At 71.5% G+C, this 20,448-nt stretch carries 16 protein-coding genes; 12 read left to right on the plus strand and 4 right to left on the minus strand.

The window, feature by feature from the left end; all coding sequences use genetic code 11:
* Positions 1–212 precede the first annotated feature (212 nt).
* The 5 genes from ACFV57_RS37430 to ACFV57_RS37450 all read left to right on the plus strand — a co-directional run bounded on the left by ACFV57_RS37430 (position 213) and on the right by ACFV57_RS37450 (position 9,920).
* Positions 213–1,721 carry a cytochrome ubiquinol oxidase subunit I gene (locus ACFV57_RS37430; protein ID WP_385241929.1) on the plus strand — a complete coding sequence of 503 codons (1,509 nt, stop codon included), beginning with the start codon at positions 213–215 and terminating at the stop codon, positions 1,719–1,721.
* A gap of 9 nt (positions 1,722–1,730) precedes the next feature.
* A complete protein-coding gene (gene cydB, locus ACFV57_RS37435; protein WP_385241932.1) occupies positions 1,731–2,732 on the plus strand; it encodes a cytochrome d ubiquinol oxidase subunit II in 1,002 nt (333 codons plus the stop codon).
* Positions 2,733–2,803: 71 nt separating this feature from the next.
* Complete coding sequence (gene cydD / locus ACFV57_RS37440; protein ID WP_385241935.1) at positions 2,804–6,466, plus strand: thiol reductant ABC exporter subunit CydD; 3,663 nt, start codon at positions 2,804–2,806, stop codon at positions 6,464–6,466.
* A gap of 270 nt (positions 6,467–6,736) precedes the next feature.
* Complete coding sequence (locus ACFV57_RS37445; protein WP_385241996.1) at positions 6,737–8,416, plus strand: GAF domain-containing protein; 1,680 nt, start codon at positions 6,737–6,739, stop codon at positions 8,414–8,416.
* Positions 8,417–8,753: 337 nt separating this feature from the next.
* Positions 8,754–9,920, plus strand: a complete 1,167-nt coding sequence (locus tag ACFV57_RS37450) for a M23 family metallopeptidase (protein ID WP_385241938.1) — start codon at positions 8,754–8,756, stop codon at positions 9,918–9,920.
* A 34-nt stretch (positions 9,921–9,954) separates the two neighbouring features.
* Here the strand turns inward: ACFV57_RS37450 and ACFV57_RS37455 are convergent, their stop codons facing one another.
* Positions 9,955–10,974: an HAD hydrolase family protein gene (locus ACFV57_RS37455; protein WP_385241941.1), complete on the minus strand. Its 1,020-nt coding sequence runs from the start codon at positions 10,972–10,974 to the stop codon at positions 9,955–9,957.
* A gap of 493 nt (positions 10,975–11,467) precedes the next feature.
* Here ACFV57_RS37455 and ACFV57_RS37460 point away from each other — a divergent pair, with 493 nt between their 5' ends.
* The 3 genes from ACFV57_RS37460 to ACFV57_RS37470 all read left to right on the plus strand — a co-directional run bounded on the left by ACFV57_RS37460 (position 11,468) and on the right by ACFV57_RS37470 (position 14,109).
* Positions 11,468–12,361 carry an LLM class flavin-dependent oxidoreductase gene (locus ACFV57_RS37460; RefSeq protein ID WP_385241944.1) on the plus strand — a complete coding sequence of 298 codons (894 nt, stop codon included), beginning with the start codon at positions 11,468–11,470 and terminating at the stop codon, positions 12,359–12,361.
* 137 nt (positions 12,362–12,498) lie between these two features.
* The gene (gene htpX, locus ACFV57_RS37465; RefSeq protein ID WP_385241947.1) at positions 12,499–13,398 is read left to right on the plus strand and encodes a zinc metalloprotease HtpX; all 900 of its coding nucleotides are present in this window, start codon (positions 12,499–12,501) and stop codon (positions 13,396–13,398) included.
* Positions 13,399–13,536: 138 nt separating this feature from the next.
* A complete protein-coding gene (locus tag ACFV57_RS37470) occupies positions 13,537–14,109 on the plus strand; it encodes a hypothetical protein (RefSeq protein ID WP_385241949.1) in 573 nt (190 codons plus the stop codon).
* Between the two features lie 95 nt (positions 14,110–14,204).
* On the opposite strand, the gene ACFV57_RS37475 is transcribed toward ACFV57_RS37470, so the two are convergent.
* On the minus strand, positions 14,205–14,918 hold the full coding sequence (locus ACFV57_RS37475) for a PadR family transcriptional regulator (protein ID WP_385241952.1): 714 nt from the start codon (positions 14,916–14,918) through the stop codon (positions 14,205–14,207).
* Between the two features lie 103 nt (positions 14,919–15,021).
* Here ACFV57_RS37475 and ACFV57_RS37480 point away from each other — a divergent pair, with 103 nt between their 5' ends.
* From ACFV57_RS37480 to ACFV57_RS37495, 4 genes are all read left to right on the plus strand, one after another.
* Complete coding sequence (locus ACFV57_RS37480; RefSeq protein ID WP_385241955.1) at positions 15,022–15,612, plus strand: hypothetical protein; 591 nt, start codon at positions 15,022–15,024, stop codon at positions 15,610–15,612.
* The gene (locus ACFV57_RS37485) at positions 15,609–16,973 is read left to right on the plus strand and encodes a carotenoid oxygenase family protein (protein WP_385241958.1); all 1,365 of its coding nucleotides are present in this window, start codon (positions 15,609–15,611) and stop codon (positions 16,971–16,973) included. The genes ACFV57_RS37480 and ACFV57_RS37485 overlap by 4 nt, the downstream gene beginning before the upstream one ends.
* 121 nt (positions 16,974–17,094) lie before the next feature.
* Positions 17,095–17,511 carry a hypothetical protein gene (locus ACFV57_RS37490; protein WP_385241961.1) on the plus strand — a complete coding sequence of 139 codons (417 nt, stop codon included), beginning with the start codon at positions 17,095–17,097 and terminating at the stop codon, positions 17,509–17,511.
* Positions 17,512–17,726: 215 nt separating this feature from the next.
* On the plus strand, positions 17,727–18,353 hold the full coding sequence (locus ACFV57_RS37495; RefSeq protein WP_385241964.1) for a hypothetical protein: 627 nt from the start codon (positions 17,727–17,729) through the stop codon (positions 18,351–18,353).
* Here the strand turns inward: ACFV57_RS37495 and ACFV57_RS37500 are convergent.
* Together ACFV57_RS37500 and ACFV57_RS37505 are read right to left on the minus strand one after the other, a co-directional pair.
* Positions 18,324–19,493 (minus strand): MerR family transcriptional regulator, encoded by a 1,170-nt coding sequence (locus tag ACFV57_RS37500; RefSeq protein ID WP_385241967.1) that lies wholly within the window; start codon positions 19,491–19,493, stop codon positions 18,324–18,326. The two genes, ACFV57_RS37495 and ACFV57_RS37500, sit on opposite strands and share 30 nt — an antisense overlap.
* 11 nt (positions 19,494–19,504) lie before the next feature.
* Positions 19,505–20,428 (minus strand): metal-dependent hydrolase, encoded by a 924-nt coding sequence (locus ACFV57_RS37505; protein WP_385241970.1) that lies wholly within the window; start codon positions 20,426–20,428, stop codon positions 19,505–19,507.
* Between the last annotated feature and the right edge of the window lie 20 nt (positions 20,429–20,448).

The following is a 20,448-nucleotide window of genomic DNA, read 5'->3' on the forward strand; positions in this document are numbered from 1 at the left end:
CGTTGATGCGCGCGGGAAGGGGTCCCGTGCGCTTTTTCCGGGCGTGACCGTAGTCACGCACCCCCAGGGAAGGTCGGGAATCAGCCATGGGTGATAATTGCTTGTGAATGTGAACGCGTTCACAAGCGCGTCCCTTATGTCCCGCTTCCATCGGGGCAGACTGGGGCGAATCGGCCGTAGACAGCACACGGCGACGTAAGGAGAGACCCGACGTGGACCTGGCGTTGGCGCCAGAGACCCTGGCGCGATGGCAATTCGGCATCACGACCGTCTACCACTTCCTCTTCGTCCCCCTCACGATCTCCCTTGCCGCGCTGGTGGCCGGGCTGGAGACCGCTTGGGTGCGGACGGGCAAGCAGCAGTACCTCAAGGCCACCAAGTTCTGGGGCAAGCTGTTCCTGATCAACATCGCGATGGGTGTCGTCACCGGCATCGTCCAGGAGTTCCAGTTCGGTATGAACTGGTCCGACTACTCGCGGTTCGTCGGTGATGTCTTCGGCGCCCCGCTCGCGTTCGAAGCGCTCATCGCCTTCTTCTTCGAGTCCACCTTCATCGGCCTGTGGATCTTCGGCTGGGACAAGCTGCCCAAGAAGATCCACTGCTTCTGCATGTGGATGGTCTCGATCGGCACGATCCTGTCGGCGTACTTCATCCTCGCCGCCAACTCCTGGATGCAGCACCCGGTCGGCTACAAGTACAACGCCGCCAACGGCCGTGCCGAGCTGACCGACTTCTGGAAGGTGCTGACCCAGGACACCACGCTCGTCGTCGTCTTCCACACGCTGACCGCCGCCTTCCTGACGGGCGCCGCGTTCATGGTCGGCATCGCCGCGTACCACCTGATGCGCAAGAAGCACGTCAAGGTGATGCGCACCTCGCTGCGGCTCGGCCTGGTCACCCTGGTCATCGCCGGCGCGCTCACCGCGATCAGCGGCGACCAGCTCGGCAAGGTCATGTTCCGGCAGCAGCCGATGAAGATGGCCGCAGCCGAGGCCCTGTGGGACAAGGAGGGGCCCGCGCCGTTCTCCGTCTTCGCCTACGGGGACGTGGACAAGGGCCACAACAAGGTCGCCATCGAGATCCCCGGCCTGCTCTCCTTCCTCGCCCACAACGACTTCTCGACGCCGGTCCCCGGCATCAACGACGTCAACCACGCCGAACAGCAGAAGTACGGTCCCGGCGACTACCGGCCCAACATCCCGGTCGCCTATTGGGGCTTCCGCTGGATGATCGGCTTCGGTATGGCCTCGTTCGCCATCGGTGTGGCCGGGCTCTGGCTCACCCGTAAGAAGTTCTGGCTCGCGCCGGGGCTGCGTACGGGGGACGAGGAACCACCCCACCTGGCGCTGACCAGGAACAGGGTGCTCGGCGCCCGGCTGAGCAAGCTCTACTGGTCGCTGGCCTTCGTCACCCTCGGCTTCCCGCTCATCGCCAACTCCTGGGGCTGGATCTTCACCGAGATGGGCCGCCAGCCCTGGGCCGTCTACGGCGTCCTGAAGACCTCCTCCGCGGTCTCCCCGGGCGTCTCGCAGGGCGAGGTGCTCACCTCGATGACCGTCTTCACCCTGCTGTACGCGATCCTCGCGGTCATCGAGGTCAAGCTGCTGGTCAAGTACGTCAAGGCCGGGCCGCCGGAGCTGACGGACGACGACCTCAACCCGCCCACCAAGATCGGCGGCGACCACACGGACGCCGACCGGCCGATGGCCTTCTCGTACTAGGAGGCGACCGTGGAACTCCATGACGTCTGGTTCGTACTCATCGCCGTGCTGTGGACCGGGTACTTCTTTCTCGAAGGATTCGACTTCGGCATCGGCGTCCTGACCAAGCTGCTGGCCCGGGACCGCAAGGAACGGCGGGTCCTGATCAACACCATCGGCCCGGTCTGGGACGGCAACGAGGTGTGGCTGCTCAGCGCCGGCGGCGCGACCTTCGCCGCCTTCCCCGAGTGGTACGCCACCCTCTTCTCCGGCTTCTACCTGCCGCTGCTGATCATCCTGATCTGTCTGATCGTGCGCGGGGTCGCCTTCGAATACCGCGTCAAGCGGGACGAGGAGCGCTGGCAGCGCAACTGGGAGCACGCGATCTTCTGGTGCTCGCTGCTCCCCGCGTTCCTGTGGGGCGTGGCCTTCGGCAACATCGTGCGGGGTGTGCGGATCGACGCGCACAAGGAGTACGTCGGCAGCGTCCTGGACCTGCTGAACCCGTACGCGCTGCTCGGCGGTCTGGTCACGCTCAGCCTGTTCACCTTCCACGGCGCGGTGTTCGCCTCGCTCAAGACGCTGGGCGGCATCCGCGAGCGGGCCCGCCGGACGGCCACCGTCCTCGGTCTGGTCACCGCCGTGCTGGCGGTCGGCTTCCTGGGCTGGACCCAGCTCGACAAGGGCGACACCGCGAGCCTGGTCGCGATGGCCGTCGCGGTGGTGGCGCTGGTCGCGGGCCTGGTGATGAACCGGCTCGGGCGTGAGGGCTGGTCGTTCGCGTTCTCCGGCGTCACCATCGTGGCCGCGGTCGCGATGCTGTTCCTGACGCTCTTCCCGAACGTGATGCCGTCCTCGCTGAACGAGAGCTGGAACCTCACGGTCTCCAACGCCTCGTCCAGCGCCTACACCCTGAAGATCATGACGTGGTGCGCGGGCATCGCCACCCCGATCGTCCTGCTCTACCAGGGCTGGACCTACTGGGTCTTCCGCAAGCGGATCGGTACGCAGCACATCGCCGAAGCCCACTAGGAAGGCTCCACCCGGTGGGGCCCCGCTCGGGGCCCCACTGATCAACTTCCGCTGAGGAAGGGTTGTTTCACGTGAAACCGGTCGACCCGCGCCTGCTCCGTTACGCCCGCGCCACCCGCTTCTTCCTTGCCGCGGTGGTGGTGCTCGGCCTGGTCGGCGCAGGTCTGGTCATCGGCCAGGCCATGCTCATCGCCGAAGTCGTCGTCGGCGCGTTCCAGCGTGACCTCGACCTCGGCGATCTGAGCACACCGGTACTGCTGCTCGCGCTGGTCTCCGTCGGCCGTGGTCTGGTGTCCTGGCTGACGGAACTGGCCGCGCACCGGGCGAGCGCGGCGGTCAAGTCCGAGCTGCGTACCCGGCTGCTGACGCGGGCGGCCGCCGGCCTGGGGCCGGGGTGGCTGAGCACCCAGCGTTCCGGGGAACTCACCACCCTCGCCACCCGCGGCATCGACGCCCTCGACGACTACTTCGCGCGCTACCTGCCGCAACTGGGCCTGGCGGTCGTCGTCCCCGTCGCGGTACTGGCCCGGATCGTCACCGGCGACTGGATCTCGGCCGCGACGATCGTCGTGACGCTGCCGCTGATCCCGCTGTTCATGGTCCTCATCGGCTGGGCCACGCAGAACCGCATGGAGCGCCAGTGGCAGCTGCTGTCGCGGCTGTCGGGACACTTCCTGGACGTCGTCGCCGGGCTGCCCACGCTGAAGGTCTTCGGCCGGGCCAAGGCCCAGGCGGCGTCGATCCGTGCCATCACCGACGAGTACCGCCGGGCCACCCTACGCACCCTGCGGATCGCTTTCCTCTCCTCCTTCGCGCTGGAACTGCTCGCCACGATCTCGGTCGCGCTCGTCGCGGTCGGCATCGGTATGCGGCTGGTGCACGGCGACCTGGACCTGTACACGGGGCTGCTGGTGCTGATCCTGGCGCCCGAGGCGTATCTGCCGCTGCGGCAGGTCGGCGCGCAGTACCACGCGGCCGCGGAGGGCCTGGCGGCCGCCGAGGAGATCTTCGCGGTGCTGGAGACACCGCTGCGTACGACGGGCGACGAACCCGCCCCCGACAGCACCGCGCTGTCCGTCGAGGGACTCGTCGTACGCCACCCCGGTCGCTGCGAACCCTCCCTCCCCGAGACGACCTTCGAGGTGCGGCCCGGGGAGACGGTGGCTCTCGTCGGTCCCTCCGGCGCGGGCAAGACGACCCTGCTCAACGTCCTGCTCGGCTTCGCGGCGCCCGCGGCGGGACGGGTACGGGTCGGCGGCCGGGACCTGGCCGCCGTCGACCCCGAGGACTGGCGCCGGCGGATCGCGTGGGTGGCGCAGCGCCCGTACCTCTTCGCGGGCACCATCGCCGACAACGTCCGGCTGGCACGCCCGGAAGCGGACGACGCGGCGGTACGCGCCGCGCTCCGCGACGCCGGTGCCCTGGACTTCGTCTCCGCGCTGCCCGACGGGCCCGGGACCGTGCTCGGCGAGGGCGGCTCGGGACTGTCGGCGGGTCAGCGGCAACGCTTGGCACTGGCTCGCGCGTTCCTCGCCGACCGCCCGATCCTGCTGCTCGACGAGCCCACCGCGAACCTGGACGGCGAGACGGAGGCGGGCATCGTCGAGGCGGTACGCCACCTGGCGGCGGGGCGCACGGTGCTCCTGGTCGTCCACCGGCCGGCGCTGCTGGCCGTGGCGGACCGCACGGTGCGGCTGGCCGCACCGGCGGACATGGAGGGCACCGATGCCGCCCGCGGCGCGGCGGCGCCGGAACGTGCCGCGCAAGCAGCCGGAAGCAGCGCCGAGACGGTACGGAGCGGCGCCGCGGAAGCCGTACGGGACGAAGCCGCCGAGGCCGCACCGGGCGACGATCCGTACACCGCGCCTGACGCCGTGCCTGGAGCCGTTCCGGACGCTGCGCCCGGCGAGGGGCCGGATGTCGTGCCCGGCAGCCGGGGCTCCGCGCTGGCACGCCTCCGTGGCCTGGCACGGGCCCGCTGGGGCCGGCTCGGGCTGGCGCTGCTGCTGGGGAGCCTGGCGCTGGGCAGCGCCGTAGGGCTCATGGCGACGTCCGGGTGGCTCATTTCGCGGGCGGCGCAGCACCCTCCCGTGCTGTACCTGATGGTGGCGGTCACCGCGACGCGGGCCTTCGGCATCGGCCGGGCCGTGTTCCGGTACGCGGAGCGGCTGGTGGCGCACGACGCCGTGTTCAGGATGCTCGCGGACGTACGGGTGGCCGTCTTCCGGCGGCTGGAGCGTCTGGCGCCCGCCGGGCTGCGGGTGCGCAACAGCGGCGATCTGCTGTCGCGCCTGGTGGCGGATGTCGACGCCGTGCAGGACTACTTCCTGCGGTGGCTGCTGCCGGTCGGGGCGGCCGTCGTGGTCGGCGCGGGTTCCGTCGGCTTCACCGCCTGGCTGCTGCCCGAGGCGGGCGCCGTCCTCGCCGCCGGGCTGCTGCTGGCGGGCGTGGGCGTACCGGCGCTGTCCGCCGCGCTCGCCCGCCGCGCCGAGCGGCAGCTCTCCCCCGCGCGTGGCGTGCTCTCCGCCCACGTCCTGGACCTGCTCACCGGGGCGGCCGAACTGACGGTGTCGGGCGCGCTCGCCTCCCGCATCGACCGCACCCGGCGCGCCGACCGCGACCTGACGCGGATCGCGTCCCGCTCGGCGGCGGCCGCCGGCGCCGGAGCGGGGCTGTCCGCGCTGCTGTGCGGCCTGACGGTGGCCGCGGCGGCCGTCGTCGGGGTCCAGGCCGTGCACACCGGGCGACTGGAGGGCGTGTGCCTGGCGGTCGTCGTGCTCGTGCCGCTCGCCGCGTTCGAGGCTGTCGCGGGACTGCCGCTCGCCGTGCAGTACCGGCAGCGCACGCGCCGGGCCGCCGAGCGGGTCTTCGAGGTGCTGGACGCCCCGGAGCCGGTCCGCGAACCGGTCGAGGCGGCGGCCGTACCGGTGCCGGACACGCCGTTCCCGCTGGTCGTCGAGGGTCTGACCGCGCGGTATCCCGGGCAGCGGGTCCCCGCGCTGGACGGTGTCGGTTTCACGCTCCCCGCCGGACGGCGCCTGGCGGTCGTCGGCCTGTCCGGCTCGGGCAAGACGACGCTCGCCCAGGTGCTGCTGCGCTTCCTGGACCGGGAGACGGGCGCGTACACGCTGAACGGCGTGGACGCGGCGGCTGCGGACGGGGACGCCGTACGGCGTCAGGTCGGCCTGTGCGCGCAGGACGCCCACATCTTCGACAGCTCCATTCGGGAGAACCTGCGGCTCGCCCGTACGGGAGCCGACGAGGACGCGCTGTGGGACGCGCTCGGGCGGGCCCGCCTGGCCGACTGGGTGCGGTCGCTGCCGGACGGGCTGGACACGCTGGTCGGCGAGCACGGCGCCCGGCTCTCCGGCGGTCAGCGGCAGCGTCTCGCGCTGGCCCGTGCGCTGCTGGCCGACTTCCCCGTACTGGTGCTGGACGAGCCGGCCGAGCACCTCGACCTGGCCACGGCCGACGCGCTGACCGCCGACCTGCTGGCCGCGACCGAGGGGCGTACGACCGTGCTGATCACGCACCGGCTGGCGGGGCTGGCGGCTGTCGACGAGGTGCTGGTGCTGGACGGGGGGCGGGCCGTTCAGCACGGTACGTACGCGGAGCTGGCGGCGGCGGACGGCCCGTTCCGGCGCATGGGGGAGCGCGAGCGGGCGGTGGACGCGCGTGCGGTGGACGCGCCCGTGACGGACGGGCACCTGGCGGGCGTGGGGCCGGTCCGATGAACGGCTGAAGAACGACGGGTGCGGGCGGCCGGTGCGTACGGTTTGCGTCGGACGTCCGGACCGGGGTGACGTGGCAGCCCGGGGCGGTCCGGGGTGGTCCGGTCCGGCGTCCGAATTGCCGTATAGAAGGCTTTCCGTAGAAAAAGCGACTATTAGGCTCGTCCCATGGCAGTCACGACAGGACCCTCCGACCCCATGGGCACCGGGGCACGTACCGGCGCGGCGACGCGCAACGGCTCCGGCGGCGCGGCCGCCCCCACGCCCGACCCCATGAAAGCGGCCACCGAGGCGACCCGCAGCCTCCAGGGCCTGTCGACCGAGCTGACCGCACGGGTCCCCCAGCTGCTGGAGGCGATGCGCACCGTAGGCGCCGGCCTCGATCTGCACATCACCCTGGACCGCATCGTGGAGACCGCCGCCGAGCTGGCCGATGCCCGCTACGCCGCGATCGGGATCATCGACGAGACCCGCGAGGGCCTGTCGGACTTCGTGACGTACGGGGTCAGCGCCGAGGAACGGGCCCGGATCGGTGCGCTGCCCGATGGTCACAAAGGCCTGCTCGGCGCGCTCATCCACGACCCGAAGGCGCTGCGGCTGGCCGACCTCACCCAGGACGTGCGGTCGTCGGGGTTCCCGCCGGGGCACCCGCCGATGCGGACGTTCCTCGGGGTGCCGATCCGTGTCCAGGGGGAGATCTTCGGCAACCTCTACCTGACCGAGAAGCGCGGGGGCGGCGAGTTCAGCGAGGGCGACCTGCACATGGTGCGGGTGCTCGCCACCGAGGCCGGCATCGCGATCGGCAACGCGCGGATGTACGCGGCGACGCGGCAGCGGGAGCGGTGGATCGACGGTTCGGCGGCGGTGACCACCGCCCTGCTGGCCGGCAGCGACGTGGACGACGCACTCGCGGTCGTCGCCGAACAGGCCCGCAAGCTGGCGGAGTCGGCGGCCGGCATCGTGCTGCTGCCCGCGGAGCGCGGCGGCCTGGAGATCGTCGTGGCGTCGGCGGACGACCCCGCCGGCCTCATCGGCACCCATATGCCGGCCGAGAGCCCGGTGGCCGCGCAACTGCTCGCCGGAGAGCCGGTGTTCGTCGAGGACTCGGCCACCGATCCGCGGATGGTCACGGAGGTCGCCTCGCGGTTCGGCCCCAGCATGCTGCTGCCCCTCAAGAGCGGTGGACGGGTGCTGGGCACGCTGGCGACGCCGCGGGCGCGCGGCGCGCGGCCCTTCAGCGCCGCCGAACGCACGCTGGCCACCCAGTTCGCGGCGCAGGCCGCCCTCGCGCTCGTCCTGGCCGACGCACAGCGCGACCGCGAACGGCTGGCCGTCTTCGAGGACCGCGACCGGATCGCCCGCGACCTGCACGACCTGGTCATCCAGCGGCTCTTCGCGACCGGGATGATGCTGGAGAGCGCCCAGCGCAGGTCGGTCGTGCCCGAGGTGCAGGAGGGCATCGGCAAGGCCGTCGACGAACTCGACGTCACCATCCAGGAGATCCGTACCGCGATCTTCGCACTGCAACAGGGGCCGGCCGAGGCGCCGTCCGGGCTGCGGACCCGGGTCCTGCGGGAGATCGGCACCGCCGCCGTACCGCTCGGGTTCCAGCCGTCCGCGAACTTCGTCGGCCCGGTGGACGCGCGCGTCGGCGAGCTGGCGGGCAAGAACCTGATCGCCGCGCTCCGCGAGGCGCTGTCCAACGCCTTCCGGCACGCGGAGGCCTCCCGTATCGAGGTCGTCGTCGACTCCACGGCCAAGCTGCCGGACGGCCGGGACGGCGTGCGGCTGACGGTCGCGGACGACGGCGTGGGCATCCCGGCCGGCGGGCGGCGCAGCGGCCTGCGCAATCTCGCGAAGCGGGCGGAGTCGCTGGGCGGCTCCAGCACGTACGGCCCAGGGCTGGGCGAGGACGGGGCCGGGACGATGGTGACCTGGGAGGCGCCGCTCTGACGCACCGGGCGACGGGGCCCGCGCCGGGGTGCGTCCATATGGTTCAGCCGGTATTCGAGTGATCTGTCGCAGTTGCCGGAGGGGCTGATTCCGGCCATTCCGTGAGGGGCGGGCTGCTCCGTTCGGGGCGTTGCGAGCGGGGGTGGCGAAACGTTTCCGTGGTTTTTGTGGCGATGCGGGAAAGAATTTCACCATGCATCCAGGTATGCCTGATTGGCTGAGTGAGGCGGTACGGAGGCGGCGGCGCCCTGCCCGGCGTATCTGCGGGCGAGCCCCGCGCCGGGCTCCTCAGCGGTGCGGAGCCCCGCCGCGCGCGGTGCGGCTGACATTGACGCTGGTGGTGGCGCTGGCAACGGCCGCCGGAACCGCGCCCGCCATCGGCGGGACGGCCCACACCGAGGTGACGGCCGCGGTGTCGCCCACCGCGGAACCGGGCGCTGTCGCGCACATACCGTCGTCTCCCTCGTCCCGCCAGGGCCGTCAGCACCACCAGCACCACCAAAGACGCGGTCGTGGCGCCGACCGGCTGGCCGACGTGAGTCTCGAAGTGCTCCGGCTCGGCACGGCCGCCCACCGGACCGGCCGGTCGTACGCGAAAACCCTGCGCGCGGTCCGGGCCGGCCGGGCCCGAGCCGCACAGCTGCGCACGGCGCTGGACCGGGAACGCCGCAGAACCGGCGAACTGCACCGGCTCGCGGGACGGATCGCCGACGCGCAGTACCGCACGGGCGACCGGCTGCCGTTCGCCCGGCGTGCCGGGGTCCTGGACGGCGCGGAGGCCGTAATGCGCGCCTACCGGGCAGCCGACCGCCGCCAGCTCCGTCTGGCCGCGCACCTGCGCGACGCGCTGCACGCCAGCCGTTCCCTGGCGGCGGACGACGCGGCCGAACACGCCCGTTCCGCCTCGCTCGACGCCCGGCGGTCCCGGCTCGACGCCGAGCGTCGGCGCATCAGCCGCAATCTGGGCGCCGCCCGCGGCCGTCTGCAGGAACTGTCCCGGCAGGCCTCCCGGAGCGGGCGGTGCGGCGGACTGCCCGGCAGGGTGGCCGCGGCGACACGCACCGCGCCCGAGGAGCCGCCGGTGACGGCTTCGGGCGCCAGGTGGACCCGGCCGGTGGAGCGCTACGAACTGTCCGCGGGCTTCGGCGGCTCGGGCAGCCGCTGGGCGCACGGCCACACGGGCCAGGACTTCGCGGTGCCGGTCGGCACCCCCGTACGGTCCGTGGGCGCCGGTCGCATCATCCGCCTGACCTGCGGAGACGGCTTCGGGATCAGCATGGTCGTCCAGCACGGCGCCGACGCGTTCTCGCAGTACGCGCACCTGTCGGCAGCGGTGGCCCGCCCCGGGCAACGGGTACGGCCCGGTCAGCGCATCGCGCTGTCGGGTACGACCGGCAACTCCACCGGCCCGCATCTGCACTTCGAGGTACGCCGCACACCGCAAATGGGATCGGGGATCGACCCGGTGCCGTGGCTGGTGAGGCGAGGGGTGCGGTTGCGGTGAGAGGTGGTGCGGCGCCGGCCGGGACGGCAGTGGGTCAGCGGTGTTCCAGGATGCGCTCGATGACGGCCGCGACGCCGTCCTCGTTGTTGCCGGCCGTGTGCAGACGCGTCGCGGCCAGCACGGCGGGGTGCGCGTTCGCCATGGCGTACGAGGTGCCGGCCCAGGACAGCATCTCGATGTCGTTGGGCATGTCCCCGAAGGCGACGACCTGATCGGGGGTGATGCCGCGCTGGGCGCAGAAGCGCGCCAGCGTGCCGGCCTTGCTGACGCCCAGCCCGCTGATCTCCAGGAGCGCGGTGGGGCTGGAGCGCGTGAAGGAGGCGTACGCGCCTGCCCGCGCGCGGGCGAGGTCCAGGAAGGCGTCCGGGTCCAGGTCGGGGTGGTAGGCCAGGAGCTTCAGCACGGGCTGGTCGGCGCCGATGTCCTCCGGGGTCAGGGGGGAACCGTTTTTCTGGGGCAGCGGAGGTTGTGGGGACTGCGGGTCCTGCCGGGACAGCGGAGTCTGCGGGGGCAGAGGGGGCAGTGAGGGCTGCGTGCTGTCCGAGGCCGGATGGGAGTGGGCGTCCTCCGTGGGCTGCTCGGCGAGGAGTTTTTCCGCGGGCGCGATGACGGCGGCCGGGTCGAGATGGAACGGCGGGTAGTCCGGCTCGTAGTTGATACCGCTGGTCCGCTCGACCGCGAACGTCGTACCGGGTGCGGCGGCGCGCAGCGCGTGCACGACCGCGAGCGCCTCCGGCCGCTCCAATGCGCTGAGTTCGATGATGCGGCGGCCGTGGTGGAGATCGACGACGGCCGCGCCGTTCGCGCAGATCGCCAGCCCGTGGCCGTGCACATGGTCGCTGACCACGTCCATCCAGCGGGCCGGGCGGCCGGTCACGAAGAAGACCTCGATGCCCGCGCGTTCGGCGGCGGCCAGCGCGGCGACCGTACGGCCGGAGACCGTCTTGTCGTCGCGCAGCAAGGTGCCGTCGAGATCGGTGGCGATCAGCCGGATCGTTTCGGCCGACCGGGGAGTCAGCGGTGGCTCTGCGGAGGCATCGGTCACGCCGTCCATCTTCGCGCATATGCGCGCACAGGCGTGCGGCGGGTTGCGCGCATGAGCTTGACGGACACCGGGCCGATGTCCAGCAATCGGTCCCCTGCGCCGATGACGGACGAGCGACCGTACGCGAACACGTACCGGGCCGTACCCGGCACGAGCGCCGCACCGTATCCGGCCGGGTGCCGGGCGGTCACACCGAAGGGCTGAGCGCACGTGCGCAGATTCGGCTCCGTCCCGTACGGGCACGGGTGCCGGCGGTGCGACGGCCGGAGACCTGCTCGTGCACACAGCGTGCGCACCTGCGCGTACGGCGTGCGATCCCCGCGCGTCGGGGCACTACGGGGCTCCGAGGCCATGGGGCTTCCTGGAGCTTTACCCGGGCTGCCCGGAGCTTTACGGGGCTCCAGGGGGCCGTGGGGCTCCATGGGGTCCTACAGGGCGTACAGGTTTTACAGGTCCAACGGGGCTCGCGGAGCCGCCGCTGCCCCGCCGTAGGCTCGTACCCATGCGACTGAGCACCGTGATCCTTCCTGTCCGCCGCTGGTCCGAGGGTGGCCGGGAGGTGTGGCAGCGCGCCGAGGAGCTGGGCTTCCACACCGCGTACACCTATGACCACCTCTCCTGGCGGAGCTTTCGCGACGGGCCGTGGTTCGCGGCGGTGCCGACGCTGACCGCGGCCGCGGCGGCGACCTCCCGGATGCGCCTGGGCACGCTCGTCACCTCCCCGAACTTCCGGCATCCGGTCACCCTCGCCAAGGAACTGATCTCGCTGGACGACGTCAGCGACGGGCGGATCACCCTGGGCATCGGCGCCGGCGGCTCCGGCTTCGACGCCACGGCGCTCGGCCAGGAGCCGTGGACGCCCCGGGAGCGCGCCGACCACTTCGAAGAGTTCGTACCGCTGCTGGACCGGCTGCTGACGCACGACGTGGTCTCGTACGAGGGGACGCACTACCGCGCCCACGAGGTGCGCAACATTCCCGGCTGTGTGCAGCGGCCCCGGTTGCCGTTCGCGATCGCGGCGACCGGGCCGCGCGGGATGAGGCTGGCGGCCGGGTACGGGCAGGCGTGGGTGACCACCGGCGACCCGAAGGTCTCCGCGACCGGCACCGCGGCCGAGTCGCTGGAAGCGGTACGTGGCCAGGTCGAGCGCCTGGACAAGGCGTGCGCCGACGCCGGGCGGGACGCCGGGACGCTGCGGAAGACCATGCTCACCGGCTTCACGCCGGACCGCCCGCTCGCCTCTTTGGACGCCTTCGTGGACTTCGCTGGCGCACACGCCGAGGCGGGTATCGACGAGATCGTGCTGCACTGGCCGATCGCCGACTCGGTCTTCGAGGCCGACCGCACGGTGTTCGAGCGGATCGCGACCGAGGGGCTCGCGCAGCTCGGGCGGTAAGCCGTCGGCGAAGCGGGCACATCCATGGCCTGCGTTTTACGCCGTAAAGAGCGGACAAGAGGGAGAATCGGGTCAGAGGCACCTGCGCGGTTCCTCGGGTGGACTCTGCGGACTCTGCGGTTTGGAGGACTGAGAGCATGGCACGAACCCGATTCGCCCCCGACCGCGGTCTGACATCACGCATGGTCACGACGATGTTCTTCATCGGTCTGCTGTACGTGGTCGTGGTGGGCGTGCTGGTGGTGCTCCTCAAGGGCGCGTGGATCGTGGTGCTGCTCATCTCGGGCGCCATGTTCGTCGCGCAGTTCTGGTTCAGCGACCGGATCGCGGCCTTCAGCATGGGCGCGCGCGAGGTCACCCCGGAACAGGCGCCCGAGCTGCACGGCGCCGTGGACCGGCTGTGTGCGCTGGCCGACATGCCCAAGCCGCGTGTCGCCGTCGCCGAATCCGACGTACCGAACGCCTTCGCGACCGGGCGCAACCAGAAGAACGCGATGGTGTGCGCGACGACCGGCCTGCTCAGGCGGCTGGAGCCGGAGGAGCTGGAAGGCGTACTGGCGCATGAGCTGTCGCACGTCGCGCACCGCGATGTCGCGGTCATGACCATCGCCTCGTTCCTGGGCGTACTGGCCGGGATCATCACGCGGGCCGCGCTGTGGAGCGGCGTCGGCCGCAACAGCCGGGACAACAACGCGGCGATCGCCGTACTGGTCGTCACGCTGGTCAGCGCCGTGGTCTACGCCGTCAGCTTCCTGCTGACCCGGCTGCTGTCGCGCTACCGGGAGCTGTCCGCCGACCGGGCCGCGGCGATCCTGACCGGGCGGCCGTCGGCGCTGGCCGCCGCGCTCACCAAGGTGACCGGACAGATGGCGCGGATACCGACGCGGGACCTGCGCAAGGCCGAACCGTTCAACGCGTTCTTCTTCGTGCCGGCGTTCACGAAGGAGAGCTTCGGGCGGCTGCTGTCCTCGCACCCGACGCTGGAACAGCGGCTGGAGCAGCTGGGACGGATCTCGGCGCAGCTGGGGCGGCCGTAGGGCGGGGGGCCGGCGGCCTTCGGTGTGGCGTGGGGGCATCTGGGGGCGTGGGGGCTCTGGTGCCCTGAAGGCCTTCGCGGACCCGAGGCGACGACGGACGCGGAGAAACACAGGAGCCGTATCAAGGAGAGGACACGTATGGGATTCCTGGACACCATCCTCGGACGCAGCAAGCCGGTACGACCCGACCTCGACCGGCTCTTCGCGCTTCCTTCCGCGGCCGTCACCCTCCAGGCCGCCGCCGGTTTCCGGCCCACCGGCCTGGGGTCGGTGTGCTTCGCGAGCGTCGAGGGCGGCGCGTTCCGAGGCATCCAGGAGGAGGTACGCGGCCTCCTGGGCAGCCCGGCCGAGTTCAGCCAGGACGAGTACGGCTACACTTGGATGCTCGCGCGGCACGCTCCTGAGGACACTGCGGGCCTGGTGAACGACCTGCACGCGGTCAACAGTTCCCTGGAGAGCGCCGGATTCGGCCCGCAACTGCTGTGCTCGCTGATGGGCTTCCAGGACGACCGGGACCGGTCACTCGCGCTGGTCTACCTCTACAAGCGCGGTACGTTCTATCCTTTTGCCCCGCAAACGGGTCCGGACAAGGCAGCCGAGAAGCGTGACAACCCGCTGGAGCTGGAAGTCCGGGCGATGCTCGGCGACGACCTGGAGATCGAGCAGGATGTGAGCCGGTGGTTCCCGGTTTGGGGCGCGCCGGGGCTGTGACGACGCCGGCCGGCCGCTCGCGTACGTCGGCCGCACGGCCACTGAGGCAGCGGAGGTGGCGGTGGTGCAGGGACGGCGCCGTCGTGCGCCGGAACTCACCGCCTGCTGGTTCGTCTACCTGAGGCCCTGTTGCCGCGTTGCTGCTGGGCTTGTTCTTGAGCTTCGGTCTGGTCCTGGGCTCGATCCGGAGCCTTTGCCTGATCTTCCGTCTGTGCCTGCGTCTGTGCCTGTGCCTGCGTCTGTGCCTGCGCCTGCGCCTGTTCGCCGACCGACTCCCGGGCCCTTCGGGCCTGTTCGGACGTGATCTCCCTGGCGGCCCAGTTGGCCCAGTCCTCCACCATGGCGGTCTGCCGCAGGCCGTATTCCAGGGCGATCCGCCCGTACACCGCGATCATTTCCTCCTCCCAGACGCCGGCGTCCGCCAGGTCCCGGTAGAGAGTGTGGGCGCGGGCGGCCCGTTCGGCCTGTTGCAGGAGGTACGTACGGGCCTCCAGAGGCGTCAGCACGCCGAGGAAGAAGACGCGCAGCAGGCCGTCGTGGCGCTGCGGGCCGACGGGTTCCACCTCGGTGAGCCAGTGGTGCAGTTCGGCCCGGCCCGCGTCGGTGATGGCGTACTCCTTGCGGCCGCGCGGGCCGTGGGAGGCCACCTCGATGAGGTGCGCCGCGGTGAGTTTGTTGAGCTCTCCGTAGACCTGGCTCTGGGTGGCCGGCCAGACGTGCGCGAGCGACAGGTCGAACGTCTTCATCAAGTCGTAGCCGCTGGCGGGCGATTCGGCCAGCAGGCCCAGAACGGCATGGCGGAGGCTCATGGCCGTCACTTTACCTTCCAGTCTTGACACGTCAACGCGACACCTTCTAGCTTTGACATGTCGAAGTTGGAATGTCGCCGGATCGACGGGGGAGTCGAGGGTCATGACCTACTTGCGGGGGTTCGCTCCGTGGATCGCTTACGGAGCCGTTGCCTGGGCGTCGTGGCAGTGGGGTGCGCTGGCGGGCCTGGTGCTCGGTTGCCTCGTGCTCTATCTGGACCGCGCCGAGGGCCTGTCCCCGTCGCTCCGACTTCTTGATTACGGCACCCTCGTGTTCTTCGCGGGGATCACCGTGGTGTCCTTCCTCCGGCCGGACAGCGGCCTGCGGGCCTACGACGGCGCCCTGTCCTCGGGCTGGCTCGCGCTCGTCACATGGGGCTCGACAGCGGCCCGCCGGCCCTTCACCCTCGCCATAGCCCGCCGCAAGGCACCGCCCGAGGTCTGGCGGACCTCGCTGTTCCTGCGGATCAACTACGTGCTCAGTGCGGTCTGGGCGTTGTCCTTCACGCTCGCCGCCGTGGGGCAGGCCCTGGTCACGGCCTACGGGCTCGGCCTGACCGCCATGATCTGCATCCACGTCGGCGTCTTCGTCATCCCGTTGCGTTTCACCGCGAGCTATCCGGAGCGTGCGCGAGCGCGTTTCCTGGAGAAGGCCGGCGGACGCCCCTACGTTCAGGAGGCTCGTCCCGCATGACAACGACAAACGCTCCCGGACCCGCTGCCCAGGCGCCCGGCACCGCTTCCGCGCCGGCCCCGCACCTGGCGGGAAACTTCGCCCCGGTGACGGAAGAACTCACCGCGTACGAACTGCCCGTCACCGGCGTGATACCGCCCGAACTGTCCGGGTGGTATCTGCGCAACGGCCCCAACCCGCGCGACGCCGCCTCGGCGCACTGGTTCTTCGGGGACGGCATGGTCCACGGCGTGCGCCTGGAGGGCGGCAAGGCGCGCTCGTACCGCAACCGTTGGGTCCGCACCTCGACCTTCACCGACGGCACCCCGGCCCGTGACGCGCGGGGGAGGGCCAATCTGACCGCCGGCGTCGCCAACACCCACGTGGTGCGCCACGCGGGCCGCACCCTCGCCCTGGTCGAGTCGTCCTTCCCGTACGAGATCGACTGCCGCCCGGGACACGAACTGGAGACCGTCGGCCCGTACGACTTCGGCGGCCGTCTGACCACCGCCATGACCGCTCACCCGAAGACCTGCCCGACCACGGGCGAGCTGCACTTCTTTGGATACGGCGCCGCGGAGCCGCCGTATCTGACCTACCACCGTGCCGACGCCTCCGGCGCCCTGGTGGTGAGCCGCCCCGTCGACGTGCCGGCGCACACGATGATGCACGACTTCCACCTGACGGCGGGCCACGTCGTCTTCATGGACCTCCCGCTCGTCTACGACCGCGGGGCGTCCGGCATGCCGTACGTGTGGGATGCGGAGTACGGCGCCCGGCTGGGCGTGCTGCGCCGCGACGACCCCCATGGCGAGGTCCGGTGGTTCACCATCGACCCCTGCTACGTCTTCCATTCCATGAACGCCTACGACGACTTCCTGGGGCGCATCGTCCTCTACGTCTCGCGTTATCCGGCGTTCGAGCTGAAGTCGCTGCCCACGCTGTGGCGGTGGACCATCGACCTCGCGTCGGGCAAGGTCGTCGAGGAGCAGGTGGACGACCAGTCGGGCGAGTTCCCGCGGGTGGACGACCGGCTGGCAGGGCTGGACGCCAGGTACGGGCACATCACGCGGTCCGAGGGTCCCGGCTCCGGCCCGGTGCCGGGCGCGCTGATCCGCTACGACCTGCACACCGGCACCGGCACCCGGTACGACTTCGGGCCCGGCCGCACCCCCGCCGAAGCGGCCTTCGCCCCGGCGGACGACCGGCCGGGCGGGCCGGGTTGGCTGATCGCGTATGTGTACGACGCCGCGCGTGACGCCAGCGACCTCGTCATCCTCGACGCCGACGACATAACCAAGGGGCCGGTGGCCACGGTCCACCTGCCCCAACGGGTGCCCTACGGCTTCCACGGGAACTGGCTACCGGACCCCGCAGCGTAGCCGTCCAGGTGGGGCCGCCGCCCCGGTACTCCGAGTGCACGCGGCCAAATGGCGACCAGGGGCGGGCCGGTATCGGATGAGGGTGTCCACTCCGGACGGCTCCGACGAGGAAAGAAGCCCCATGCGCATACGTACCGCCACCACCCTCGGCGCACTCGCCCTGACCGCTGCGGCCGGTCTGCTCACCGCCGGCCCTGCCGTCGCCGCCAGCCACGACGGCAGGGCCGGACAGCCGGACCCACACAGCCAACCCGGCCACCACGGCCAACCGGGTCACCATGGCCGACCCGGCCATCACAGCCAACCGGGCGGTTACGGCCAACCCGGCCAGGTGGGCGGGCTCGGCCCTGTCGGCTCCCCCGGCGCTCCCGGCCTCTTCGGGCGGGACGGGCGAACCGGGCGGGACGGGCGCGGCGGCCGTGACGCCGGTGCCGTCAGCATCGACAAGCACACCCACACACCATCCGACGCCTCGTACAACTGGGGAGGGAACAACTGGAACAGCAAGGTCGTCTTCGGCGACATGATCCTCGACTGAGTCGCCACGGACGCTTCGCCTACGGCGGACACCCCGAATACGACGGGCGACTCGAATAGGAGGGGCGAACGCGCGACGACGCGCACCACGGGCACGACGCGCACCACGGGCACGACGGGCACCACGGGCACCGGGGTGAGTATCGGGGGCTGCTCAGGGGGGTGTCCGGGTGGTCCCGGAGGGCATGGCACCCTCCGCCACCCGAAGCTCGCCATATGACACAGACAACGGGGACGACGTGGGGGCGGGCGGCTCTCGTGGCCGGGCCGGGATGCATGGCGGCGTACGGGGTGGTCCGGCTGGCGGACACGGAGCGGGGGCCGGGGCCGGCGTGGTCGGTCGGACACCTCTTCCTGCTGGCGGGGGTCCTGCTCTTCGTGCCGGTGCTCCTGGGACTGCGGCGGGCGGTGGCGCGGCGGGACAGGGCGCAGCGGGCGGTGGCCACCGTGTTCGCCGGGTTGGGGCTGGTCGGGGCTGCGGCGGTGGCGGTGCAGGCGGGCATCGACCTGGCGGTCGCGTACAGCGCGGCGGATCACGAGGCCATGGGGGAACTGTTCGACAGGGTGCAGAGCGTGCCCGGGGTCATGCCCGTCGTCTACACGGTCGTGCCGGTGCTGTTCCACGTCGGTTTGATCTTGATCCTCGCTCAGTTGGCCATGCTCCGCGTGATCAGCTTCTGGCGGCCACTGGTCGTTCTGGCGGGCACGGTGGCCATGTCCGCCACCCTCGACCTGCTCCCCGTAACCGGCCTGCTCTTCCTCCTCGCCCTGGCCCCGCTGGCGCGCCTCGTTCCCGAGGCGCGGGCGGGGCGGTCAGCGAGGTGGGGTGCGGCGGGCGGTTAGCTCATCCATGGTGCGGGCGTGGACCTCGCGTTGGGCGGCGGCGGTGATGAAGGCAGCCACGTTCGCCTGACCGACCAGGTCACTCACGGCCTGGAAGGTCTCGGCGGGCAGGGCGATCATCATCGGCCCGGACTCGATGCCGGTGCCGGAGCTAGCCCCAACCTCAACCCCTGCCCCGGCACCGGTGCCAGCAGCGGCGGCTGTGGTTGTGGTCGTAAGGGCGGGTTCGGTAACTGAACCTGGCCCCGCGCTCGGGGCACCGCTGTCGGGAACACTGGTGCCACTGGTGCTAGCGGGATCACCGGGATCACCGAGACCGCCAGGTCCGCCAAGGCCACTGGTGCCACCATGATCACCAAGCTCTCCGGTACCCCCGATACCGCGGAACTCGCCGATATCGCCCAGGTGACGGTGTATATACCGGGTCGCCAGTGTCCGCATCGCGCGGGCGAGTTCGGCGTCGACGGTTTGCTGGGCCAGGGGGCGGAGACGGCGTACGAGGTCGGCGGCCTCTGTGGCTTCGGCGTCGGTGGGCTGGTGGTCCAGGTAGGGGTGGAAGACGTACTCGGTGGTGAAGTCGAGGAAGCGGGCCGCGATGTGCTCGACCTGGCCGCGCAGTTCGCGCAGGTGGCCGGAGATGGCGGTGAGGGGGACGCCGGCGGAGTGCAGTTCGGCGGCGACGGCCAGTTCCTGGGGGCTGGGGACGCGGAAGGCGTCCTCGCTGCCGGGGAGGCGCTCCAGGACGCCCAGTTCGACGGCGTCGGCCAGGGCCTGCTCGTCCGGTGATCCGCCGAACGCGGCGTCCAGCTCGGCGCGGGTGATGCGGGCCGCCTCCTCGTCGCTCCAGGGGCCGTCGATCTCGGCGACCAGGCCCAGGACGCCGCCGAGGCCGCGGCCCGTGTCCCAGGCCTCCAGGAGTTCCTTGATGCTGGCGAGGGTGTAGCCGCGGTCGAGCAGGTCGGCTGTGCGGCGCAGGCGCTCCAGGTGCTCGTCGCCGTAGACGTTGGCCCGGCCGCGGCGCTCCGGCTTGGGGAGCAGGCCGCGGTCCTGGTAGGCGCGGATCGTGCGGACCGATGTGCCGCTGATGTGGGCCAGGTCCTCGATGCGGTACTCGGCCGGGGGCGGCGGCTGGTCGGTCAATGCGGTGCTCCTTACGAGATGGCCGCGCGGCCCACCGCGCCCGCCGCGGCGCGGGCTGCCGGGGAGGACGCCAGGTATGCGACGGCCTTGCGCAGCGACCCTTCCTGCGAGGGATGGTACGACCGCTTCAGGTAGCGCGGTACGGCGGCGCCCAGCTCCCGCCAGGTCGGCAGGAGCTGGGCCCGTACGGCCCGGTTGTGCTCGCGCAGGGAGTAGCGCAGGCGGCCGGCCAGCTGCGGGTCGTGGCGGATCAGGTAGGCCGCGCCCCAGGCCCACAGGTAGAGGAGGACGGGCGCGGTGACGGCCATGCCCAGGGCGCGGCGGGCATAGCGGGGCAGGCCCTCGCCGCCGGTGTGCTGGTACATGTCGAAGGCCACCGCGCGGTGCTCGACCTCCTCCGCGCCGTGCCAGCGCAGCAGGTCGAGCATGACCGGGTCGGGCCCGGCCCGGTCCAGGCCCTCGGCGTGCAGCACCCAGTTGCCGAGGACGGCCGTGAACTGCTCTATGGCGGGGATCAGGGCGAGCCGGAAGCGTAGCCACTCCTGGGTGGGGACGGGGGCCGCGAAGGGGGGCCGCTCGCCGAGGAGGTGTTCGAAGAGGAAGCCGACGTGCTTCGTGTAGGCGGCGGTGTCCAGGCCCTGGTGGGCGAGGTGTTCCAGGACGTAGGCGTGCTGGACGCTGTGGGTGGCCTCCTGGCCCATGAAGCCCTTGACGTCCTTGAGGAGTTCCGGGTCGCGGACCAGCGGCAGGGCTTCCTTGAAGACCTTGACGAACCAGCGCTCGCCCGCGGGCAGCAGCAGGTGCAGCACGTTGATGACGTGGGTGGCGGTGGGTTCGTCCGGTATCCAGTGCAGCGGGGTCTCGCGCCAGTCGAACGAGACCCGGCGGGGTGCGATCGTGTGGTGCTCCTCAGGGTCGGTGGGGTTCGTGCTCACGCTGGGGCTCCTGACGTGTG

This window comes from Streptomyces sp. NPDC059788 (genome assembly GCF_042732265.1).
Lineage (GTDB): Bacteria > Actinomycetota > Actinomycetes > Streptomycetales > Streptomycetaceae > Streptomyces.